Here is a 20115-nt window from a genome sequence, read left to right as displayed (position 1 = left end):
GCGAATTACTCAAAAACCCCAAGAGCAGGTTTATCAGTGATTTCCACCGCTATTCGCGTCGCCCGGGTGGGCAGCGCGGCCGAGCTGGCCGCGGCGGCTCTCATGGTGCTGGGCTTCCCCGCCCTCATGCTGGCCGCGCTCGTCCCGAGCGTTCCCGCCTTCGCGGCCGCGGCGGCCGTGACGTACCTCGCGGACCACTATCTGCACCGCAAGGGCAGCTACCTCGTCAACCGGCTCAGCAAGGTCCGGGCCGGCCTGTCGATCCGCTTCCTGATCCGCCAGCTCCTCCTGATCCTCCTGCTGGCCCGGCTCAACCTCTCGGACCACCTGATCTTCTACGGCGCGATCGCCTGCTTCATCGCGTTCTACGGACTCCAGGCCCCGCACGGCGCCGTCGTCACGCTGATCCGCAACCGCCGCCGGATGCCGGTCGCCACCCGCAACGTCGACCTGAAGGCGCGCATCCGCATCCCGGACGCCCCGTCGCGGTTCCTGCTGAACCGCTCCGCCGAGAAGATGCTCCACCTCGACCTGGCGGCCGGCGTAGGCCTGCTGGTCTCCGCCGCCATGGACTCCGCGGTGGCGGGCTTCGTCGGCATCGGCGTCACGCTCGTCCTGGGCACCCTCTACGTCCTGGCGCTGGTGCCGTACGTGCGGGGCCGCAAGATACCGCCGAACGCCGAGAAGGTCCTCGCGGCCGTCGACGACTGGCTGCGCGACTACCGGCCCGAGACGGTCCTGTACTTCTCCGGCTCCCGGGACTCGGCCTACCAGGTCAACATGTGGCTGGAGACGATGGAGCAGCTGGACACCCGCCCGCTGATCCTGCTCCGCGAGCGCGTCATCCTGCAGAACCTCGCGCCCACCACGGTCCCCGTCGTCTGCGTGCCCGGCGGTGTCCACCTGATGAACATGGACCTGTCGAACGTACGGGTCGCGCTCTACGCGGCCAACGTCGGCAAGAACATCCACCTGCTGCGCGTCCCCACCATGAAGCACGTCTTCATCGGCCACGGCGACAGCGACAAGCTGGCCAGCGTCAACCCGTACAGCAAGGTCTACGACGAGGTGTGGACCGCGGGCCGGGCCGGCCGCGACCGCTACGCGATAGCCGACGTCGGCGTCCGTGACGACGACATCGTGGAGGTCGGCCGCCCCCAACTGGCGCCGATCCAGCCCGCGCAGGGCGTCCGCGACGGCCGTGTGCCGACCGTTCTCTACGCGCCCACCTGGGAGGGCTGGGACGACAACCCCGGCAACACCTCCCTCCTGCTCGCGGGCGAGAACATCGTGCGGAAGCTGCTGACCGCCGACCCGCCGGTACGGGTCCTCTACAAACCGCACCCCTTCACCGGCACCGTCAGCGCCCTGGCCGGCGCCGCGCACCGCCGTATCGTCGCGCTCGTCGAGAAGGCCGCCGCCGAGCGTGCCGACGACCCGCGCTTCGCCGACGACGCGGCCGCCCGGACCCGGGCCGGCGTCGAACTCGCCAGGATCGACGTCCGCATCGCCGAACTGTCCGGCGGCACCGAGAAGGGTGACGAGGCCGAGGCGAGCCGCGACGGCGTGACCGACGTGGCGAAGCACGCGGAACTCGCCCGGCTGCGCGCCGAGTGGAACGACGCCTACTGGCGCTCCTTCGGCTCCTACGAGCACCGGGTCATCAGCGGTGCCGAACCGCGTCTGTACGACTGCTTCAACGTCTCCGACGCGATGGTCTCCGACATCTCCAGCGTCGTCTCCGACTTCATCGCCAGCGGCAAGCCGTACGCGGTCACGGACTCCGCGGAGCTGGGCGTGGAGGAGTTCAAGCGGCAGAACACCGCGGTGCGCGCCGCGGTGATCCTCTCCAACTCGGCTGAGGAACTGGGCGAGTTGCTGTCCGCGGTGCGTACGTCGGACGCCGACACGCTGGCCGGGGACCGCAAGGAGCTCAAGCGCTACCTGCTCGGCCCCGACGAGCCCAGCTCCATCGAGCAGTTCAACACCGCAGTGGAGAACCTCGCCCTCAAGGCGCAGACGCGCAACCTGGGCCAGGAGGCCCGGGCGGCGGCGTCCGGCGCGGCGGAGGCAGAACTGGCGAACTGACCGTCGCAGGCCAGGATTTGGTCAAGAAGGGCCCGGTTTCCGAGGAGTGATCCTCGAAAACCGGGCCCTTCTGCGTATCTCCCTCTGTCAGGTTCCGCACGTGCCGCTGTCCGGTTCCTGTGTGAGCTGCGTCTCGAAAGCGGTGAGCCGAGGCAACCGGGAGACGTGATGGCCCGTCTAGTGAGTAGCCGTTGAGGCAATAGGGGGGAAATGTTCCATGAACGAGGGGAAGACGTGTGACCGTGACGCAGCCTGATGTGACCGTGGTCATCGGGGCGTACGAGGCGATGCCGTACCTGGTGGAGTGCCTGGCTTCCGTCGAGGCGCAGACCCTCGACCCGGCGCGCATCGAGGTCATCGCCGTCGACGACGGCTCCACGGACGGCACGGGGGAGTACCTGGAGCAGTTCGCGGCCCGCGCCCTCACGCAGGTCACGGTAATACGCCAGGAGAACTCCGGCGGCCCCAGCGGCCCCCGCAACGTAGGCCTGGGCAAGGCCTCCGGACGCTACGTCTTCTTCCTCGACGCCGACGACCGGCTCGGCCCCGAGGCCCTGGAACGCATGGTCGCCATGGCCGACCGCAACGGCACCGACGTGGTGCTCGGCAAGGTCGAGGGCGTCAACCGCACCCCGCCGAAGTCGATGTGGGGAGAGACGCTCGACCGCACCGACGTCTTCTCCTCCAACATCAAGTTCACGCTCAGCGCCCAGAAACTGTTCCGCCGCTCGCTCCTCGAACGCCACAGCATGCGGTTCGACGAGTCGCTGTTCACCGGCGAGGACGCCCTGTTCACCATGGAGGCCTATCTGCGGGCCGACGGCGTCTCCGTGATAGCCGACCACGTCTGCTACTACCTGGTGGGCCGCGACGACGGCAAGCACGTGACGAAGAGCGGCAGTTACACCCTGCGCTTCGACTCCGCCCGCGCCCTGATGAACCTGATCGCCGAGCTGGTCCCGGCCGGCGTGGAGCGCGACAAGCTGATGGTCCGCCCCTTCCTCGTCACCCTGCTCCCGCAGTTCGGGCCCAAGTACCTCAAGGACAGCGAGGAGGTCCGCCGGCACAAGTTCGAGCTGGCCCGGCCGCTCATGGACGCCTTCTGGACCGACGAGGTCGCCCGCCGCCTCCGGGTCCACGAGCGGCTGCGCCTTCACCTCGTCGCCGCCCAGCGGCCCGAACTGCTCCCGGGCGTCATCGAGTTCGTCAAGTCCAAGAAGCAGGCCGGTGCCCTGCTGGAGCGGCGCGGACGCCGGGTCTACCTGGCCTACCCGCACTTCCGCTCCCGCGCGGCCGGCCTCCCCGACTCCCTCTACCTCGCCGAACCCCGCGAGGCCCGCGCCGTCCACGGCTACCGCGAGGACCCCGCCACGTCCTTCGTGCGCCGTGCGGTGCGCAAGGCCCGCCGGGTCCTCACCGCCCGGACGACGGCCAGGGGCGGTGCCGCCGCCGCGTGAGTACCGGGGCGCCTACCGCCCCGACTGCAACGCCCTGCGGATCGGCCGCCCCACCGCCCGGCGGGCCCGCCGGTAGACCGAGGCGGGGGGCTGCGCGGAGGCCTTCGCCGCCTTGTTCGCCCGCGCCGCCCGGGCCAGCTCCCGCTTCAACTCCGCGTTGTCCGAAGACAGTTCGGAGATACGGCTCTGTAGCCAGCCGAACCGCGTGGTGAGCGAGGCGAGGTCCGCCTCGTTCCAGGGACGGATGCCCGCCGGGAACTCCAGCTCCCGCATCCGCTCCTCGAAGGCCGCGCCGCCGTCGCCGTGGTCGAAGGTGTTCTCCAGCCCGTTGCGCCCCAGGAACCCGGTGAACCGCTCGAAGCGCTCGTGGTGCCCGCTCACCAGGGAGGTGAAGTCGGCCTCCTCGTAGAGCCGCGCCGGATCGAGGTCCTCGGGCACCTTGTCGATCGTGCGGTGCGGGATGCCGAAGTAGCGGCACAGCTCCAGCGTCCGCGAGTCGCCGCACAGCACGGTCGCCGGCGTCCCCGCCAGCAGCGCCGCGATGTTCCCGTGGATCCGGGAGCCGAAGGAGAAGTCGAACGCCCGCAGGTCGTCGATCCAGGTGACGGGGTCGACGTAGACGCGGACCTTGTCCTCGCGGTACATCGGGTGGTCGGGGTGGGTGGGCATCGCGGTGATGCGCCCGTTGGGGTGGGAGAGGTCCCGCCAGTGCAACTGCCGTGCGTCGCTGAGGTTCTGACCGATGTAACGCAGGTGCGGATAGCGCTCGTGGGTGCGCGTGATGACCCGGCCGAGACCCTGGTTGCGCACCGCGCTGTGCGAGCCGTTGACCGCGATCCGGGAGCCGGCCGTCAGCTCCGGGACCCGCTTGCGCACGTCGAGTTCCTTGCCGTACATGAACAGCGACGGGCAGCCGATCAGTTCGACGTCCCGGAACCCCATGTCCTTCAGGTACTTCTCGGTGAACTCGCCCCGCACCCCGATCGACGCGCTGCGCTCCAGCACCGCCGAGACGAACTCCCGCACGGCCGGCTCGATGGGCTTCAGCCGCGCCGGGTTGTAGTCCAGCCCGGTCTGAGCGCCCACGCCCACCACCACCACGGGGATCCGCAGCCGGGAGATCAGCCGCGTCAGCCGTCTCAGCCCGCTCTCGAAGGACGGGCGGAAGGCGTTGGCGAGGGGCACCACGAAGGCGTCGTACTCCTCGTTGATCCGACCCGCCATGGATATCTCGGCGTGGATGCCGTTGGAGACGACCTCCGTACCCGGCGTCTCCAGGATCTTGTGGGTGGCGTCACTGAAGATCAGGTTCCCCGAGTTGGTGGCGAACACGTCCCGTTGGAGGGCCTCCTCCAACGGGACGACGTCGTACGGGCTCTTCCCCGAGCGGAGGAGTATGCGCTGCATGCGGCGAACTTTAGGTGGCACGAAGTTCAAAATAAGTTTGTTTGGTCTTTAATTTCTATGGGGAACCCACACAACCTTTTTGCCGTACGCGAAGAGTAAGCAAACGATCGCGGGGCGCACTGTCCGGAAGCTGGACCAACGTGCGGCACGCCTGCCGCCTCGCGTAGATTTCGGTGCGGGCAGCCGGACCTACCCGAGGGGAAGACAGCACGTGGCAGGGGCAAGGCAAGCCGTCAGCGAGGCCCGCAGGATCGTCGTCAAGGTCGGCTCCTCGTCGCTGACCACCGCCGCCGGCGGCCTCGACGCCGACCGCGTCGACGCCCTCGTCGACGTCCTCGCCAAGAGCAGCGGAGGCGGAGAGAAGGAGATCGTCCTCGTCTCCTCCGGCGCCATCGCCGCCGGACTCGCCCCGCTCGGACTCCGCCGCCGCCCCCGCGACCTCGCCCGCCAGCAGGCCGCCGCCAGCGTCGGCCAGGGACTCCTCGTCGCCCGCTACACCGCCTCCTTCGCCCGCTACGGCATCCGCGTCGGCCAAGTGCTGCTCACCTCCGACGACATGAGCCGCCGCGCGCACCACCGCAACGCCTCCCGCACCCTCGACAAACTCCTCGCCATGGGCGCCCTCCCCGTCGTCAACGAGAACGACACGGTCGCCACCGACGAGATCCGCTTCGGCGACAACGACCGGCTCGCCGCCCTCGTCGCCCACCTCGTCCACGCGGACCTGCTGGTTTTGCTCTCCGACATCGACGGCGTCTACGACGGCGACCCCGGCCGGCCGGGCACCGCGCGGATCGCCGAGGTACACGGACCCGCCGACCTCGCCCAGGTCGAGATCGGCAGCGCGGGCAAGGCCGGCGTCGGCACCGGCGGCATGGCCACCAAGGTCGAGGCGGCCCGGATCGCCGCCGCCGCCGGCATCCCCGTGGTCCTCACCTCCACCGTCCACGCCGCCGACGCGCTCGGCGGCGGCGACACCGGAACCTACTTCCACCCCACCGGCCGACGCTCCGCCGACCGGCTCCTCTGGCTCCAGCACGCCTCCGCCCCACAGGGGTCGCTGACCCTCGACGACGGCGCGGTGCGCGCGGTCGTCGAGCGCCGCACCTCACTGCTGCCGGCCGGAATCGCCGCCGTGGAGGGCGAGTTCAGCGCCGGCGACCCCGTCGAACTGCGCGACGGCACCGGCCGCGCCGTCGCCCGCGGAGTGGTGAACTTCGACGCCAGGGAGATCCCCCAACTGCTCGGCCGCTCCACCAGGGAACTGGCACGGGAGCTGGGACCCTCGTACGAGAGGGAAGTCGTACACAGGGACGACCTGGTGATCCTGCACCCGTAAAACGACCGAAACGTCCGCCTCCGCCTGGTGGACGTTCCGCAAAAGGGCCACGCGGACCTCCCCGGCCTGCTCAACTTTGTACCAGGGACCATTCCGCGCGGGCAGAGCCCGACCACTGGGTAAAGGAGGCCGTCGTGAGACGAGTGCGCCCGGGGGCGACGGCGTCGCGCGGTGGTACGCCCTCCCGCGCGGCCGGCGAGGAGCGCGCCCTGACGAGCGTCGCGGCCGGCGCCCGCTACCAGGGCGACGAGCCCAAGGACACCCCCCGCCTCTGGCACATCACCCTCAGCGTCTCCGGCGGCGAGGCCCCCCTCACCGAGGTGCGCCGCGGCCTGGAACAACTCGCCCACGACCACCCCTTCCTGCTGACCAGCCGCTACGCCAACGACCACGCCGAGATCCGCTACTGGGAGGAGGCCCGCGACCTGCACGACGCGGCGGCCGTCGCCCTGCGCCTGTGGGGCGAGCACCGCCAGACCGCCCAACTTCCGCCCTGGGAGATCGTCGGCCTGGAGGTCATCGACCGGGAGACCTACCACCAGCGCATCGCCGAGGGGTACGGACCGCCGCCCGCGACCCCGGTGGGCGTCCACCCCTTCTGACCCCCCGGCCCCCCGCCCGACCCCTCCGGACCCGTCTCGCGCTGTGGAACAGCCGCTGGACGCCTCCGCCGGGCGCACTACCCTTCCCCCATGACCACGCTCTCGCCGTACGACTCCATGTCCCCGGTCACCCGGGCCGCCTACCGCGCCAAGTCCGCCGCCGCCGACCTCGCCCCGCTGCCGCGCGCCGAGAAGGACGACGCGCTGCTCGCCATCGCGGACGCGCTGGAGGTCCGCACGAGCGAGATCGTGGAGGCCAACGCCAAGGACATCGCCAAGGCACGCGAGGCCGGCACCAGCGAGACGGTCATCGACCGGCTGACCCTCACCCCGGAGCGGGTACGCGCCATCGCCGCCGACGTACGGGACGTCGTGGCACTGCCCGACCCGGTCGGCGAGGTCGTCCGCGGCTCGACCCTCCCCAACGGCATCGACCTGCGCCAGGTCCGGGTACCGCTCGGCGTCGTCGGCATCATCTACGAGGCCCGCCCGAACGTCACCGTCGACGCCGCCGTCCTCTGCCTCAAGTCGGGCAACGCCGTCCTGCTGCGCGGCTCGGCCTCCGCCTACGAGTCGAACACCGCCCTCGTGCGCGTCCTCCGCGACGCCGTCGGCGGCGCCGGACTGCCCGCCGACGCCGTCCAGTTGGTGCCCGGCGAGGGCCGCGAGAGCGTACGCGAGCTGATGCGCGCCCGCGGCCTGGTCGACGTGCTCATCCCGCGCGGCGGCGCCTCCCTCATCCGCACGGTCGTCCAGGAGTCCACGGTCCCCGTCATCGAGACCGGCACCGGCAACTGCCACGTCTACGTCGACGCCCACGCCGACCTCGACATGGCGATCGACATCCTGATCAACTCCAAGGCCCAGCGGCCCAGCGTCTGCAACTCGGCCGAGACCCTCCTCGTCCACCAGGACATCGCCCCCGAGTTCCTGCCGCGCGCCCTGGACGCCCTCGCGGACGCCGGCGTCACCGTCCACGCCGACGAGCGCGTCCTCGCTCACGCCAAGGACTCCCGCGCCACCCTCGTCGAGGCCACCCCCGACGACTGGGACACCGAGTACCTCTCGTACGACATCGCCGCCGCCGTCGTCGACTCGCTCGACAAGGCCGTCCAGCACATCCGGCTGTGGAGCTCCGGCCACACCGAGGCGATCGTCACCACCTCCCAGCAGGCCGCCCGCCGTTTCACCCAGCTGGTCGACTCCGCGACGGTCGCGGTGAACGCCTCCACCCGGTTCACCGACGGCGGCCAGTTCGGCTTCGGCGCCGAGATCGGCATCTCCACCCAGAAGCTGCACGCGCGCGGCCCGATGGGCCTGCCGGAGCTGACCAGCACCAAGTACATCGTCACCGGAGACGGCCACATCCGCCGCTGACCGCCGCCGCCCGGGCACCGGCGACCGGCGTCCGGCATATGCGCCCGGCATGCGTCCTCGTCCCGGCCACGGCGTCTCACCTGGCGGAAGAATTTCCTCGCCGTCTGCCCAAAATGACCCCCCAGGTCTATTCTGGAACCGTGCCGGAGGACGTGGGGGGTACGCCGTTTCCCGACGGCGGGGAGCCCGACGACGACCACGACCGCGGAAGGTCGGACGAAGAGTTCGCCTCCGTGGTCTTCGACGAGGCGTTCATACAGGCGGCCGTGGTGCACGAGCCCACCGCCGTCGAACGCCTCCTGGCCGCCGCGCAGGCGAGAGCCGAGGCCTCCGAGGCCGAAGCCCGCCGCACCCTCGGCAGACGCGCCCGCGACGACGCGCGCCCCGAGAACGGCCACGGCCGCGAGCGCGGTCTCGGCGACGACCCGGAGTACGACGAGCTGGACGACCTCGACGACCCGGACGTCCTCGAAGGCCGCTACGGCGCCCCCGGGACCTACGGCAAACAGGTCCGCTGGCACCGGCCCGTCGCCTGGCTGCTCGCCCTGATGATGGGCATCGGCATGGTGGCACTGGCCTTCACCGCGGTCTACCGCGGCGCCTCCTCCAGCGGCCGGGACCGAATCCCGCCGCCCGCCTCCACCGGCCTCGGACAGGGCATCTCCACGGCGCCCTCCACCTCCGCCGACCACTCCCGGCCACCCGTCTCGGCCGTACCGCGCACCCCCTGAGCGGGCCCTGACGGACCTGGTGGGAACCTGTCAGAACTTGTCGCGCACCGTCGCGTTTACCCGAGCCCCCTGAGACCTACTCTGAAAGTATGGGCGGCCCAGGAATCCCACCCGAGGGGACACCCGAGGGTGCCCCGGGCGGTGGAGAGGACGAGTACCGATCCGTCGTCTTCGACGAGTCGTTCGTCCGCGCTGCCCGCCTCCAGGAGTACTCGGCGCGGGAGCGCATGGCCGACCACGCACCCGCCGTCCGCCGCCGCCCGGCCCTCCACCGCAGCCTGTCCCGGCAGGCCCTGCTCCTGGTCCTGCTGATCGCCGTCGCCTTCGGCACCGCGATCTACATGGGCGTGCGCCACCCCTACACCGCACCCGCGGCCCAGCCCCCCGCCGAACCCCTGCGGATGACCGTCATCCCGCTCTCCCCGCAGGGCAAGGTGCCCGGGGCGGCCGACGCGGAGAACCTCTACGCCCACAGTCCGGCCGCCCAGTTCGAAGCCGGCGCCGAGGGGATCCCGCTGCCGGCCGCGCGACGCACCGACCACTTCTCCGACAGCGAGGTCGTCGCGGCCCTGAGCACGGCGAAGGACTACCTCGTCGAGTCCTCCCTCTACCCGGCGGTGCTCACCGGCGGCCAGACCCGGCCGGTGCGCGTCCTCGTCGACCCCGGCCAACTCGACCAGTTCGACCGGAGTTTCGAGCATCCGGCGGCGGACGGCCGGCACGCGCCCACGGGATGGCTGGTCCGCTTCGACCCGTCCCGTGTCGAACTCGCCGACCGCGGCATCCGCGTCCAGGGCACCCTGCAAGCCGTCGAGACCGACTCCTCGGCCCTTGAGGTCACCGCCGACGCGACCTTCGTCTACGCCCTCCGTCCCACCGGCTCCTCCGCCGCCAGGCCCCTGGTGTCCCTGCTCACCGTCCGCCGCGCCCTGCGGTTCCGCTTCGACCGCGACGACCTGCGCATGCACCAGACCCAACTGGTCGTCTCCTACCTCGAAGCCGGCCCCCTCCCGTGCGCGGGCGACTCCGCGACCGGGCTCCGCCCCCTCCTGGCCGGCCAGACCCCCGGAGCCACCACCCCGGCGGTCACCGACCCCTACGCCACGGAGAGCGCGACGGCGCTGTGCGGAACCCTGGCGAAGAGCGCCATGCCCAGGGTCTGAGCCTGCTCACTTCGCGGACCGCACGGTCAACTGCCGTGAGCGGGCGGGAAGTTGGCCGAAAGTCTCCGCCCGCCACCCGTCTGCCGTGCGCCCGTCCAACCGTCCGTCCGCCTCCGGTCCCGTAAGCCGGCCGTGACGGTCCCCGTCAGTCCCCCTCGGCCCCCGTCAGTCCCCTCAGTCCGTGTTCCGGCCCGGTGCGTCCGTGGGCGGCTGGTCGTCGGAGGACGGCTGGTCCTGGGGCGTGGTGCTCGCGAAGCCGCCGAAGCCGCGCCGGACCCGGCCGCCCAGGTCGCCCGCGCCACCGGCGAGGTCGCTGACCAGCTTCATCAGCGGGTCCTTGGACGCCTTCACGTTGCCCGCGTAGCTCGCCGCCGACTCCCGGAAGGAGTCGGTGACCGAGGTGTCCTTGTCCTCCTCGCGACGCGGATAGTGCCCGTCCATGATCCGCTGGTGGTCGCGGGACTCGGCCCACTTCTTCAGCTCGGCCGCCCGCACGGTGGTGAACGGGTGGGAGCGGGGCAGCACGTTGAGGATCTTCAGCACCGAGTCTCGCAGGTCGCCCCCCGCCTCGTACTCCTCGGCCTGCTTGAGGAAGGCGTCGACGTTCATCTCGTGCAGGTGGTTGCCGCCCGCGATCTTCATCAGGCCGCGCATCGAGGCCCGCAGATCCTGGCCCACCAGCAGCCCCGCCCGGTCCGCCGACAGCTCCGACTTGCGGAACCACTCCCGCAGCGCCGTCACGATCGCCAGAATCGCGAGGTTGCCCAGCGGGATCCAGGCGACCTTCAGGGCGAGACTCGTCAGGAAGAGCAGGATGGTGCGGTACACGGAGTGGCCGGAGAGCGCGTGGCCCACCTCGTGGCCGACGACCGCCCGCATCTCCTCCTCGTCCAGCAGCTCCACCAGACCGGTGGTCAGGACGATGATCGGCTCGTCCAGACCGATGCACATCGCGTTGGGCTGCGGATCCTGCGTCACGTACATCGGCGGGACCTTCTCCAGGTCCAGGATGTGACAGGCGTCCCGCAGCATGTCGTTGAGGTGCGAGAACTGCTGGTCCGACACCCGCACCGAGTCGGAGAGGAACAGCAGCCGCAGGCTGCGCTCGGGCAGCAGCCCGCTGAGCGCCTTGAACACCGTGTCGAACCCGCTCAGCTTGCGCAGTGCCACCAGGGCGGAGCGGTCGGCCGGATGCTCGTAGGCACGCGAGGAGATCCCCGGGAAGCGCCTGCGCTGCCTGCTCGGCACCTGCTCGTGACCGCCGTTCTCCCGCCCGCTGTTGCCGTGGCCGTCTTCGGACATGTGGTCCCCCATGTGCGTCTGTGTGCGCTGAGTGCCCCCGAAGCAGAGCCCAGCCTAGGCGGAGATACCGTGTACGGGCAGTACAGCGAAGGAGTCCACGTCATGGAGCACAGTTCCGGAGCCGCCTGGCTCGCAGAGGCCGCGAACGCCGCCCCCCAGCAAGGGTCCGGGGACCTGCTCCGGGTCGTACTGATCGTGATGTTCTTCGGCTGCATCCTGACCGCGTGGTTCCTGCTGCGCGGGTACAGACAGAAGGACGACTGAACCGACGGCGGAGTTCCCGATGGCGGAGTCGGCGTGATCGTCGCCGGACCGCCCGCTTACCATGGGCCGACCTCTTCATGCCGCCCACACCGGATAGGTTCTGCCGAAGATGAATATCCAGAGCACCGCCGCGCAGCTGGCCACCCTCGCCGCCGAGGGTGAGGGCGGTGGCAGTCACGAGAGCCTCAGCCCCTACATCACCGGTGGCGGTGCCTTCCTCGTCCTGCTGCTCCTGCTGTGGATCACCACCCGCTTCAACCGGGACCGCTAGGTCCGGGTCCACCGTGACCGACAGGGCCTTCATATCGGGCCGGTAGGGTCTGCACGCATGGGAGAGCAGGACATGCCTACCGGCCCGGTGCACCGTGCGGCCGAGGGCCCGCGGAACAACGGCCCGTCGAACCCCGGCAAGCGCCGCCTGGGCGTCATGGGCGGAACGTTCGACCCGATCCACCACGGGCACCTCGTGGCGGCCAGCGAGGTCGCCGCGCAGTTCCATCTGGACGAGGTGGTGTTCGTCCCGACCGGCCAGCCGTGGCAGAAGACCGACCGCAAGGTCGCCCTGGCCGAGGACCGCTACCTGATGACGGTGATCGCGACCGTCGAGAACCCCCAGTTCTCGGTGAGCCGGATCGACATCGACCGCGGCGGCCCCACGTACACCACCGACACGCTGCGCGACCTGCGCGCGCTCAACCCCGACACGGACCTCTTCTTCATCACCGGCGCCGACGCCCTGGCCCAGATCCTGACCTGGCGGGACGCGGCGGAACTGTTCTCCCTCGCGCACTTCGTCGGGGTCACCCGGCCCGGCCACACGCTGACCGCACAGGGGCTCCCGGAGGGCGGTGTCTCGTTGGTCGAGGTACCCGCGCTCGCCATCTCCTCCACAGACTGCCGTGCGAGAGTCGCGAAGGGAGACCCTGTCTGGTACCTGGTGCCCGACGGAGTCGTGCGCTATATCGACAAGCGCGAGCTGTACCGCGGCGAGTGAGCCGAGAGGGGCACCGGTGAACGACCGATACGACGCGGAGTACGGCGAACCGTACGAGATCGTCGGCTACGACGAGTACGGCAGGCCTGTGTACCAGCAGGTCGCCCGACCCCAGCACTCCCAGCAGCAACAGCCCTACGACCCGTACGCCCAGCAGCAGCAGCAGCAACAACAACAGCAGCAGCAACAACAACAGCAAGAACAGGGCTACGGCTACGACCCCTACGCCACCGGCCCCCAGCAGGCCGTGCCCGACCCCGGCTACGACACCGGCCCGCAACAGCAGCAGCCGCAGCAGTCGTCGTACGACATGGGCGGCCAAGCGCAGGGGCAAGGGCAGGGCGGCTACGACCCGTACGGCACCGGGAACGGCGAGGGGACGGCGTACGACCCCTACGGGCAGGGTGCGGGCGGCGGGCGGCGGGCGCGCGTCGCCGAGCAGACCGCCTACATCCCGCAGCAGGCGGGCCCGGCCGAGGACGAGAAGCCCGCGGAGGCCGGTGAACGGGACTACCACACCGAGCAGTTCGCGTTCGTCGAGGAGCCGGTCGGCGACTCCGAGGACGTCATCGACTGGCTGAACTTCACCGAGAACCGCACCGAGCGCCGCGAGGAGGCCAAGCGCCGCGCCCGCAGCCGTCTGGTCGCCCTCGTCGTGGTGCTGGCCCTGGTCGCCGCGGGCGGTGTCGGCTACCTCTGGTACGCGGGGAAGCTCCCCGGCGTCTCGGCGCCCGGGGCGAAGTCCGGGACGACGACGGCGGCGGCCGGCGCGCAGAACCGCGACGTGATCGTCGTCCATCTGCACAACACCGCCAAGGGGGGCACCTCCACGGCGCTGCTCGTCGACAACACCACCACCAAGCAGGGCAGCACCGTCCTGCTCCCCAACTCCCTCGCGCTGACCGACGACGACGGCAGCACGACCACCCTCGCCAAGTCCGTCTCCGACGACGGCTCCTCCGGGACGCTCGACGAGATCGACACCGTCCTCGGCACCGACATCGAGGGCACCTGGCGCCTGGACACCCCCTATCTGCAGAACCTGGTCGACCTGGTCGGCAACATCGAGCTCGACACCGACGCCGACGTGCCCGCCACCAGCGCCAAGAAGGGCACCGCGCCCCTCGTCCACCAGGGCAAGGACCAGACCCTGAGCGGCCAGGCGGCCGTCGCCTACGCCACCTACCGCGCCCCTGGGGAGGCAGAGAACGCCCAGCTGGAGCGGTTCGGGCAGGTCATGCAGGGCGTGCTGCGCAAGCTGTCGTCCGATCCGGCGGGCGCGACGACCACCGTGGAGACGCTGGCCCAGATCCTCGACCCGCCGCTCACCGACAAGGATCTCGGCACCTTCCTCGCCAAGCTCGCCGACCTCGCCAAGAGCGGCGACTACAAGACGGCCCTGCTGCCCGTCCAGAACGACGGCACCGTGACCGAGCAGGCCAGCGGCAGCGTCGTCAAGGACGTGCTCGGCGGCACCGCCAAGAGTCCCGCCAAGGGATCGGCCGTACGCGTCTCGGTGCAGAACGCCACCGGCGTGAAGGACGACTCCGAGAAGGCCCGCGTGGTGCTCCTCAACGGCGGCTTCACCTTCCTGGAAGCGGGCACGACCTCCGCGACCCGGGCCACCTCCCAGGTCACCTACGGAACCGCCGCCGACAAGGAGAACGCCTCCGAGGTCGCCAAGACCCTGAACCTGCCCGCCAGTTCGGTGGTCAAGGGCACGGTCTCCGCGAACGCGGACGTCTCGGTGGTCCTCGGCCAGGACTACAAGCCCTCGTCGTCCTGAGACGGTCCCCCGGGCGGCTCTCCGCCCCGGGGGCCGCGGCGGGCGTCCGGTGCGTGCCCTCGCGGTCACGGGGAGGTGTGCCCGGCGGTCCGTGAGACCCTTGAAGTCAATCGACCGCCGACGGAAAGCCTTGTAGTGACCGCCACCGACCGCTCCATCGAGCTCATCAACGCCGCCGCCCAGGCAGCCTCCGACAAGCTCGCGCACGACATCATCGCCTACGACGTCAGCGACGTACTGTCGATCACCGACGCCTTCCTGCTGGCCTCCGCGCCCAACGACCGCCAGGTCAAGTCGATCGTCGACGAGATCGAGGAGCGGCTCCAGAAGGAACTCGGCGTCAAGCCGGTCCGCCGCGAGGGCGACCGCGAGGCCCGCTGGGTCCTGCTCGACTACGTGGACATCGTCGTCCACGTCCAGCACAGCGAGGAGCGGGTCTTCTACGCCCTCGAACGGCTCTGGAAGGACTGCCCCGAGCTGGAGCTGCCCGCCGACGCCAAGGCCACCCGCGGCAAGGGCGCCGAGCACGCCAAGCTGAAGGCCGAGGAGGACGCGGCCGAGTTCGGGGAGGTGCGGTGACCGCGCCCGCCGACCGCCGGGCGGACCGGGGCCGCCGGATCATCCTGTGGCGGCACGGCCAGACCGCCTGGAACGTGGAGCGCCGCTTCCAGGGCACCACGGACGTCGAGCTGACCGGGACCGGCGTCGGGCAGGCCCGGCGCGCGGCCCGGCTGCTGGCCTCCCTGGAGCCCGACGCGATCGTTGCCTCCGACCTGAGGCGGGCCGCCGCCACGGCCGCCGAGCTGGCCGCCCTCACCGGCCTCGACATCACCCACGACGAGGGCCTGCGGGAGACCTACGCGGGCGTCTGGCAGGGGCTGACGCACGAGGAGATCATCGCCCGCCACGGCGACGAGTACGCGGCGTGGAAGCGCGGTGAGCCGGTGCGCCGGGGCGGCGGCGAGCTGGAGAGCGAGGTCGCCGACCGGGCCGCCCCCGTAGTGCTGCGGCACGCCGAGAAGCTGCCCCAGGACGGCACCCTGGTGGTGGTCAGCCACGGCGGCACCATCCGCACCACCATCGGCCGGCTGCTCGGCCTGGAGGCCCGCCACTGGGAGAGCCTCGGTGGCCTCTCCAACTGCTGCTGGTCGGTCCTCGGCGAGGGCGCGCGCGGCTGGCGCCTGCTCGAACACAACGCCGGCACCCTCCCGGAACCGGTCCTCGGCGACGACGACTGAGCGGCCTCCGGGCCCGCGATCCCGGATTTCACTTTCGGGCAGGTCGCAGGCTAAAGTTCTTCTTGTTCGCCCGCCGAGCGGGAAGAACACACGGGGCTATAGCTCAGTTGGTAGAGCGCCTGCATGGCATGCAGGAGGTCAGGAGTTCAATTCTCCTTAGCTCCACAGAGATCGAAACCGTGAAGATCCCGTCCCGTCAGGGGCGGGATCTTTTGGTTCCGGTCGCACCGACCGCGTGATCACCGCCCCCGGCGGCATGGGGTTGGGCAGACTGTTCTCGTACCCGCTTGAGTCACTTGGGGGCCTCGGGGCGTATACCTCTGCGGAGGGACGGCCGTGGTGGGTGCCGTGTCCGGACTGGTACTAAGGCGTCGCTGACCGTATTGGCCCGGCCGTGGCAGAATCAAACGGCCGGAGGGGGCGCGGCCCGACGGGAGGGAGTAGCGATGCCTGCGAGCATCATCGAGGAGGTCGACCGCCTTCTCGATGCGGCGTTGATACGGGACACCATCACCCGCCTGAGCTGCCCTTCCTGCGGTTCCGCCCACGTCGCCCAAGTACTCGGGGACAACGGCGGAATCTCCTACGTGTGCACGGCCTGCGGCCACAGCTGGAGCTGATCGATGGGTGCACACAGGCGAAAGTGCGACTGGTGCGGCAGTGGAACGCCGATCGTGCGGGACATGGAGCCGGTCAATCCCGACTACCAGTACTGGTGCGAGGAGTGCGCGCGGGCACTGATCATAAAAGGCGACCCGATCGAGACATATCGGGAGCTGGAGGGTGAACCGATCTACGGCCGCCTCCTTGAGGAGCACTGCACACTCAAACGCTTCTACTCGTTCGTGACGGCCTGACGCGAGCCGGAGAAAACGGGCGAGAACCGGCGAAACGGGGCGTATGTGCACGGACCGAAATCGATTTGGTGGAGCCCGGGGTCGACCGTGTAATGTTGGCGTCGCCGCCGGGGAAGCCCGGGGCAACACCGCACGGGGCTATAGCTCAGTTGGTAGAGCGCCTGCATGGCATGCAGGAGGTCAGGAGTTCAATTCTCCTTAGCTCCACAGAAAGCAAAGGCGGGTCATCCATCGGATGGCCCGCCTTTGTCGTGTCTCCGGCTCAGCGGCCGAGGGCCCGCCGGCCGCGTCCCTGGGCGAGCACCGGGAGGTTGCGGGACGGTGCCTGCGAGCGGGTGTCCTCCTCCAGGCGCAGGGCCAGCGCGGGGCAACGGCGCACCGCCCGCAGGGCCTTGGCCTCCGCGTAGCGCGGCACCTGGGCCTGCGCGACCGTCGGGAAACCGTCCGCGCCGAGCTCGAAGACCTCCGGGAGGATGTCCGCGCACAGGCCGTGGCCCCGGCACAGCGTCCAGTCGACGTAGATCTTCTGACGGCTGGGGCCGGTCTCCTCGGCCTCGGCGCCGCCCGGGATGCCCGTCGGCAGCTTGCCGTCCTCGAAGAGCGGCAGAACGCCCTCCACGGGCCTTCCGCAGCCGTTCCCCAGGACGTGGGCGGCGAGGTCGTCGGTGAACGCCTTGATCGTCGACTCCAGGAACATCGCGGAGCCGTCCGGGTGCGAGCACGCGCCGCGCCGCTTCACGGCCTTGGCGACCTGCTTGAGGGCCTCCAGCGCGGCCGGGCCGCCGCCGTTGAGGATGTCCTCCATGCCGCGTGCGGCGGCGGGCAGCCCCAGGTAGCAGGGACCGCACTGTCCCGCGCTCTCCTCGGCCAGCCACTGCGCCACCCGTAGTGACTCGCCCAGCGGGCAGGTCTCCTGAGTGATCGGCAGGATCGCGCCGGCGCCGAGCGTGCCGCCCACCGCGTCCAGGGAGTTGCGGGAGACGATCGCCTCGTTGACGGTCGCGGAGTCGATCCACTTGCCGTGGTAGCCGCCCGTCAGGACGCCCTGCGGGACCGGCGGGGCGCCGGCGAGTTGCAGGACGTAGCGGAGCGGTACCCCGGTGGGGACCTCGATCACCATGGGGCGGGCGACCGCCCCGGAGACCGTGAGCAGGACGGTGCCGGGCTCGTCGTAGAGGCCGGTGTTGCCGTAGCGCTCGGGGCCGATGCGGGCGGCGATGGCGAGCTGGGCGAAGGTCTCGGCGTTCGACAGCAGGGTGGGTGCGCCGCCGACGCCGCTCAGGGAGGCGCTGATCTTGCGGCCGGGCGGGACCGCGGGGCCGCCGTCGATGGACCGGATCAGCGAGGCCGCCGCTCCGGTGACCATCCGTACGGGATTGCGCTGGACCCGCGCGCGCAGGGCCGATCTGCGGCCGTTGCTGAGGCCGCGCTCGGCGAGCGCGGCCTCCATCGACCGCTGGGTCGACTCCCGGGTCACACCGATCACCAGGTTGCGGGCGCCCAGCGCCTCGGCGACCAGCAGGGCGCCGTCGAGGATCAGGTGCGGGGCACGGTTGATGAGCACCGTGTCCTTGCGGCAGGCCGGCTCGTCCTCACTGCCGTTGACGACGACGACGGGCCGGATGCCGCGCTTGATGGCCTGTTCGGCGACCGAGCGCAGCTTCTTGTGGAAGGGGAAGCCCGCGCCGCCGCGGCCCTTCAGGTTGATGCTCTCGGAGAGCTTCGCGAGCTGCTCCCCGCCGAGTGGTTCCAGGGGCCCGTGCACCTTGAGGTGCATGGGCAGGTCGAGCCGTTCGACAAGGTCGAAGCCGGACGTGAGCTGAGGAAGGCCGACGACGCGGACCTCGGGGACGTCGGGCAGGGCCTCGTTCACTTAAAGCCTCCGGAAGGCGTGTTCCAAGGTTCGCCCGTACCCGGTGCGTCGAAGTCGTACGAGGCACCGGGCGTTGTTTCAGTGGCGGGACCGCTGTTGTACGTGTCGTTGGGGTTGTACGTCCCGGAGGCACCGTTCGACTCACCGGTGTTGTAGACGTAACCCTCGCCGTACCCGCCCGCGCCCGGGTTGCCGTTGTAGGCCGGGATGTTGTACCCGGTGTCCTGGAGGGGGTCGTAGGCCGACGGGGGAGCCTCGCCGACGGGCGGTGGCGAGGGGATCGGCCAGCTGCCGGAGGCGCTGCCGCCGGTGTCGGCGCGTGGGACGGCCGTCGTGGCCTGCGTGTCCATCGGCAGGTCCATGCGCGCGGTCTGGCCGGCGAAGGACTGCTGCCCGCCGGAGGGCGTGGCGGTGCGGTAGGCGGCGGCGTAGTCGTTGACGGGTTCCTGGGTCCTGCTCTCGTAGGACGGCGCGGGCGCCACGCGCGCGTTGGCCCCCGTTTCGGTGAACGAGGGCGGTGCGCCGCGCTGGGGTTTGTCGTAGCCGGGCAGCGCGGACTCGGTGGCGCGGGTCCGGCTCGCCTCCAGGTCGTCGAGGCCGATCCGGTCCTCGGCGCCCAGGACCGACATGATCCGGTCGGCGATCCGGCGCTTGACCGGACGGGGTGCCGAGCGCAGGGCCAGGGCGGCCATGACACCGAGCAGGCAGAGGCTGTACATGATCCAGAAGATCGGCTTGGCCTGGCGGCCGGAGTAGAGGCCGTGGATCAGGGCCAGGCCCCAGGCCGGGTACGCCAGCATGTGCATGGCGCGCCAGCGGGCGGCGACCGGGGCGGGGGACGCGAAGTTGCTTCGCAGCGCTCCGGTGATGCCGACGAAGATCATGAGCAGGCCGGCCAGCGAGCCCATGCCGATCAGGCCCGCGCTTCCCGAGAAGCCGAGCGAGAACGGGATCAGGGCGGCGATCAACTGGGTGTGATCGAGGGCGATCTTGGTGGTGATGTGCAACAGCAGGAACGCGATCGAGGCGACCGCGGTCGTCCGGTGCACGGCCTGTCCGACGATCCGCTGACGGGTGTTGAGGAAGATCCGGTCCTGGGCGACGAGGCCCCAGATCACCGAACAGGTCAGGGAGACGAGGGAGAGCACACCCGCGCCGAAGTTCAGGAAGGCGCGGACCGTGTCCCCTCCGACCAGCACGAACACGGGTATGAAGAGCAGGACGACGGCGCTCATCACGCCGTAGGCCGAGCGGCCGGGCTTGGCGAGGGTACGGGTACTACGACGAGGGTTCATGGGGGCAACTCCGAGCAGTTCCGGGAAAGCGGTCCCGCTGCCGAACTCTAAGTGGCTCCATACCGGGGGGTACGAGGTTTGAGTTATTGCGTTGTTATCAAACGACTATGTAGTTGTAGCGATTGTCCCTTAGCGGCTGTTACGCGAAGTAACCCTGACCGTGGCGCGGTCCCGCCGAGCGATGCTCGAAGGCATCTAGAAGGCATACGGAAGCGCGTCGCGTTGCGCTCAAGGGCTGCGGTACCCTAACGCCATGCGTGCCGTACGCCTTCTGCTTAGCGAGCCGCGCTGATCAGTCCCGGCCGCCGGTCACCGGCGAGATCGGAATCGGCGCGGCGTCCC

General features: G+C 70.4%; 19 protein-coding genes and 2 tRNA genes. 17 read left to right on the top strand and 4 right to left on the bottom strand.

The window, feature by feature from the left end:
- Positions 1–36 precede the first annotated feature (36 nt).
- Both ABZT12_RS05355 and ABZT12_RS05350 read left to right on the top strand, forming a co-directional pair.
- Positions 37–2088, top strand: a complete 2052-nt coding sequence (locus ABZT12_RS05355; protein ID WP_356377572.1) for a hypothetical protein — start codon at positions 37–39, stop codon at positions 2086–2088.
- A 236-nt stretch (positions 2089–2324) separates the two neighbouring features.
- A complete protein-coding gene (locus ABZT12_RS05350; RefSeq protein ID WP_356377569.1) occupies positions 2325–3545 on the top strand; it encodes a glycosyltransferase family 2 protein in 1221 nt (406 codons plus the stop codon).
- 12 nt (positions 3546–3557) lie between these two features.
- Here ABZT12_RS05350 and ABZT12_RS05345 read toward each other — a convergent pair whose 3' ends face one another.
- Positions 3558–4952 (bottom strand): polysaccharide pyruvyl transferase family protein, encoded by a 1395-nt coding sequence (locus ABZT12_RS05345; RefSeq protein ID WP_356377566.1) that lies wholly within the window; start codon positions 4950–4952, stop codon positions 3558–3560.
- Positions 4953–5163: 211 nt separating this feature from the next.
- Between ABZT12_RS05345 and proB the strand changes: the two genes are divergently transcribed.
- The 5 genes from proB (at position 5164) to ABZT12_RS05320 (ending at position 10164) form a co-directional block, all read left to right on the top strand.
- Positions 5164–6291 (top strand): glutamate 5-kinase, encoded by a 1128-nt coding sequence (proB, locus tag ABZT12_RS05340; protein WP_356377563.1) that lies wholly within the window; start codon positions 5164–5166, stop codon positions 6289–6291.
- A 143-nt stretch (positions 6292–6434) separates the two neighbouring features.
- Positions 6435–6893 (top strand): hypothetical protein, encoded by a 459-nt coding sequence (locus tag ABZT12_RS05335; RefSeq protein WP_356378109.1) that lies wholly within the window; start codon positions 6435–6437, stop codon positions 6891–6893.
- Between the two features lie 90 nt (positions 6894–6983).
- The gene (locus tag ABZT12_RS05330; RefSeq protein WP_356377560.1) at positions 6984–8270 is read left to right on the top strand and encodes a glutamate-5-semialdehyde dehydrogenase; all 1287 of its coding nucleotides are present in this window, start codon (positions 6984–6986) and stop codon (positions 8268–8270) included.
- Between the two features lie 113 nt (positions 8271–8383).
- Positions 8384–9001 carry a hypothetical protein gene (locus tag ABZT12_RS05325; protein ID WP_356377557.1) on the top strand — a complete coding sequence of 206 codons (618 nt, stop codon included), beginning with the start codon at positions 8384–8386 and terminating at the stop codon, positions 8999–9001.
- 89 nt (positions 9002–9090) lie between these two features.
- Positions 9091–10164 (top strand): hypothetical protein, encoded by a 1074-nt coding sequence (locus ABZT12_RS05320; protein WP_356377554.1) that lies wholly within the window; start codon positions 9091–9093, stop codon positions 10162–10164.
- A gap of 174 nt (positions 10165–10338) precedes the next feature.
- Here ABZT12_RS05320 and ABZT12_RS05315 read toward each other — a convergent pair whose 3' ends face one another.
- On the bottom strand, positions 10339–11466 hold the full coding sequence (locus tag ABZT12_RS05315) for a M48 family metallopeptidase (protein ID WP_356377551.1): 1128 nt from the start codon (positions 11464–11466) through the stop codon (positions 10339–10341).
- A gap of 102 nt (positions 11467–11568) precedes the next feature.
- Here ABZT12_RS05315 and ABZT12_RS05310 point away from each other — a divergent pair, with 102 nt between their 5' ends.
- The 10 genes from ABZT12_RS05310 (at position 11569) to ABZT12_RS05265 (ending at position 16812) form a co-directional block, all read left to right on the top strand.
- A complete protein-coding gene (locus ABZT12_RS05310; protein WP_356377548.1) occupies positions 11569–11730 on the top strand; it encodes a hypothetical protein in 162 nt (53 codons plus the stop codon).
- A gap of 109 nt (positions 11731–11839) precedes the next feature.
- The gene (locus ABZT12_RS05305; protein WP_356377545.1) at positions 11840–12001 is read left to right on the top strand and encodes a hypothetical protein; all 162 of its coding nucleotides are present in this window, start codon (positions 11840–11842) and stop codon (positions 11999–12001) included.
- 57 nt (positions 12002–12058) lie between these two features.
- The gene (gene nadD, locus ABZT12_RS05300; protein WP_356377542.1) at positions 12059–12724 is read left to right on the top strand and encodes a nicotinate-nucleotide adenylyltransferase; all 666 of its coding nucleotides are present in this window, start codon (positions 12059–12061) and stop codon (positions 12722–12724) included.
- 16 nt (positions 12725–12740) lie between these two features.
- Entirely contained in the window at positions 12741–14510 is a 1770-nt protein-coding gene (locus tag ABZT12_RS05295; protein ID WP_356377539.1) for an LCP family protein, read from the top strand.
- A gap of 135 nt (positions 14511–14645) precedes the next feature.
- The gene (gene rsfS / locus ABZT12_RS05290; RefSeq protein WP_356377536.1) at positions 14646–15089 is read left to right on the top strand and encodes a ribosome silencing factor; all 444 of its coding nucleotides are present in this window, start codon (positions 14646–14648) and stop codon (positions 15087–15089) included.
- A complete protein-coding gene (locus ABZT12_RS05285) occupies positions 15086–15748 on the top strand; it encodes a histidine phosphatase family protein (RefSeq protein WP_356377533.1) in 663 nt (220 codons plus the stop codon). Before rsfS ends, ABZT12_RS05285 begins: the two co-directional genes overlap by 4 nt.
- Before the next feature lie 92 nt (positions 15749–15840).
- Positions 15841–15913 (top strand) — tRNA-Ala (locus ABZT12_RS05280).
- Between the two features lie 281 nt (positions 15914–16194).
- Entirely contained in the window at positions 16195–16368 is a 174-nt protein-coding gene (locus ABZT12_RS05275; RefSeq protein ID WP_356377530.1) for a hypothetical protein, read from the top strand.
- 3 nt (positions 16369–16371) lie between these two features.
- On the top strand, positions 16372–16605 hold the full coding sequence (locus ABZT12_RS05270; RefSeq protein ID WP_003976229.1) for a hypothetical protein: 234 nt from the start codon (positions 16372–16374) through the stop codon (positions 16603–16605).
- Positions 16606–16739: 134 nt separating this feature from the next.
- A tRNA-Ala gene (locus ABZT12_RS05265) sits at positions 16740–16812 on the top strand.
- A gap of 55 nt (positions 16813–16867) precedes the next feature.
- On the opposite strand, the gene ABZT12_RS05260 is transcribed toward ABZT12_RS05265, so the two are convergent.
- Together ABZT12_RS05260 and ABZT12_RS05255 are read right to left on the bottom strand one after the other, a co-directional pair.
- Positions 16868–18478 (bottom strand): NADH-ubiquinone oxidoreductase-F iron-sulfur binding region domain-containing protein, encoded by a 1611-nt coding sequence (locus tag ABZT12_RS05260; protein ID WP_356377527.1) that lies wholly within the window; start codon positions 18476–18478, stop codon positions 16868–16870.
- Complete coding sequence (locus ABZT12_RS05255; protein WP_356377524.1) at positions 18475–19773, bottom strand: cytochrome b/b6 domain-containing protein; 1299 nt, start codon at positions 19771–19773, stop codon at positions 18475–18477. Before ABZT12_RS05255 ends, ABZT12_RS05260 begins: the two co-directional genes overlap by 4 nt.
- Between the last annotated feature and the right edge of the window lie 342 nt (positions 19774–20115).

It is taken from the genome of Streptomyces sp. NPDC005423, from assembly GCF_040606415.1.
GTDB lineage: Bacteria > Actinomycetota > Actinomycetes > Streptomycetales > Streptomycetaceae > Streptomyces.
Note: the sequence above shows the minus strand (reverse complement) of the source record. Positions and strands in the feature narration are given on the sequence as shown.

Coding starts and splice junctions, on each gene's coding strand:
- ABZT12_RS05345 (WP_356377566.1), bottom strand. CDS start 4,952: ATGCAGCGCATACTCCTCCGCTCGGGGAAGAGCCCGTACGACGTCGTC.
- ABZT12_RS05330 (WP_356377560.1), top strand. CDS start 6,984: ATGACCACGCTCTCGCCGTACGACTCCATGTCCCCGGTCACCCGGGCC.
- ABZT12_RS05325 (WP_356377557.1), top strand. CDS start 8,384: ATGACCCCCCAGGTCTATTCTGGAACCGTGCCGGAGGACGTGGGGGGT.
- ABZT12_RS05320 (WP_356377554.1), top strand. CDS start 9,091: ATGGGCGGCCCAGGAATCCCACCCGAGGGGACACCCGAGGGTGCCCCG.
- ABZT12_RS05315 (WP_356377551.1), bottom strand. CDS start 11,466: ATGTCCGAAGACGGCCACGGCAACAGCGGGCGGGAGAACGGCGGTCAC.
- ABZT12_RS05310 (WP_356377548.1), top strand. CDS start 11,569: ATGGAGCACAGTTCCGGAGCCGCCTGGCTCGCAGAGGCCGCGAACGCC.
- ABZT12_RS05305 (WP_356377545.1), top strand. CDS start 11,840: ATGAATATCCAGAGCACCGCCGCGCAGCTGGCCACCCTCGCCGCCGAG.
- nadD (WP_356377542.1), top strand. CDS start 12,059: ATGGGAGAGCAGGACATGCCTACCGGCCCGGTGCACCGTGCGGCCGAG.
- ABZT12_RS05275 (WP_356377530.1), top strand. CDS start 16,195: ATGCCTGCGAGCATCATCGAGGAGGTCGACCGCCTTCTCGATGCGGCG.
- ABZT12_RS05270 (WP_003976229.1), top strand. CDS start 16,372: ATGGGTGCACACAGGCGAAAGTGCGACTGGTGCGGCAGTGGAACGCCG.
- ABZT12_RS05255 (WP_356377524.1), bottom strand. CDS start 19,773: ATGAACCCTCGTCGTAGTACCCGTACCCTCGCCAAGCCCGGCCGCTCG.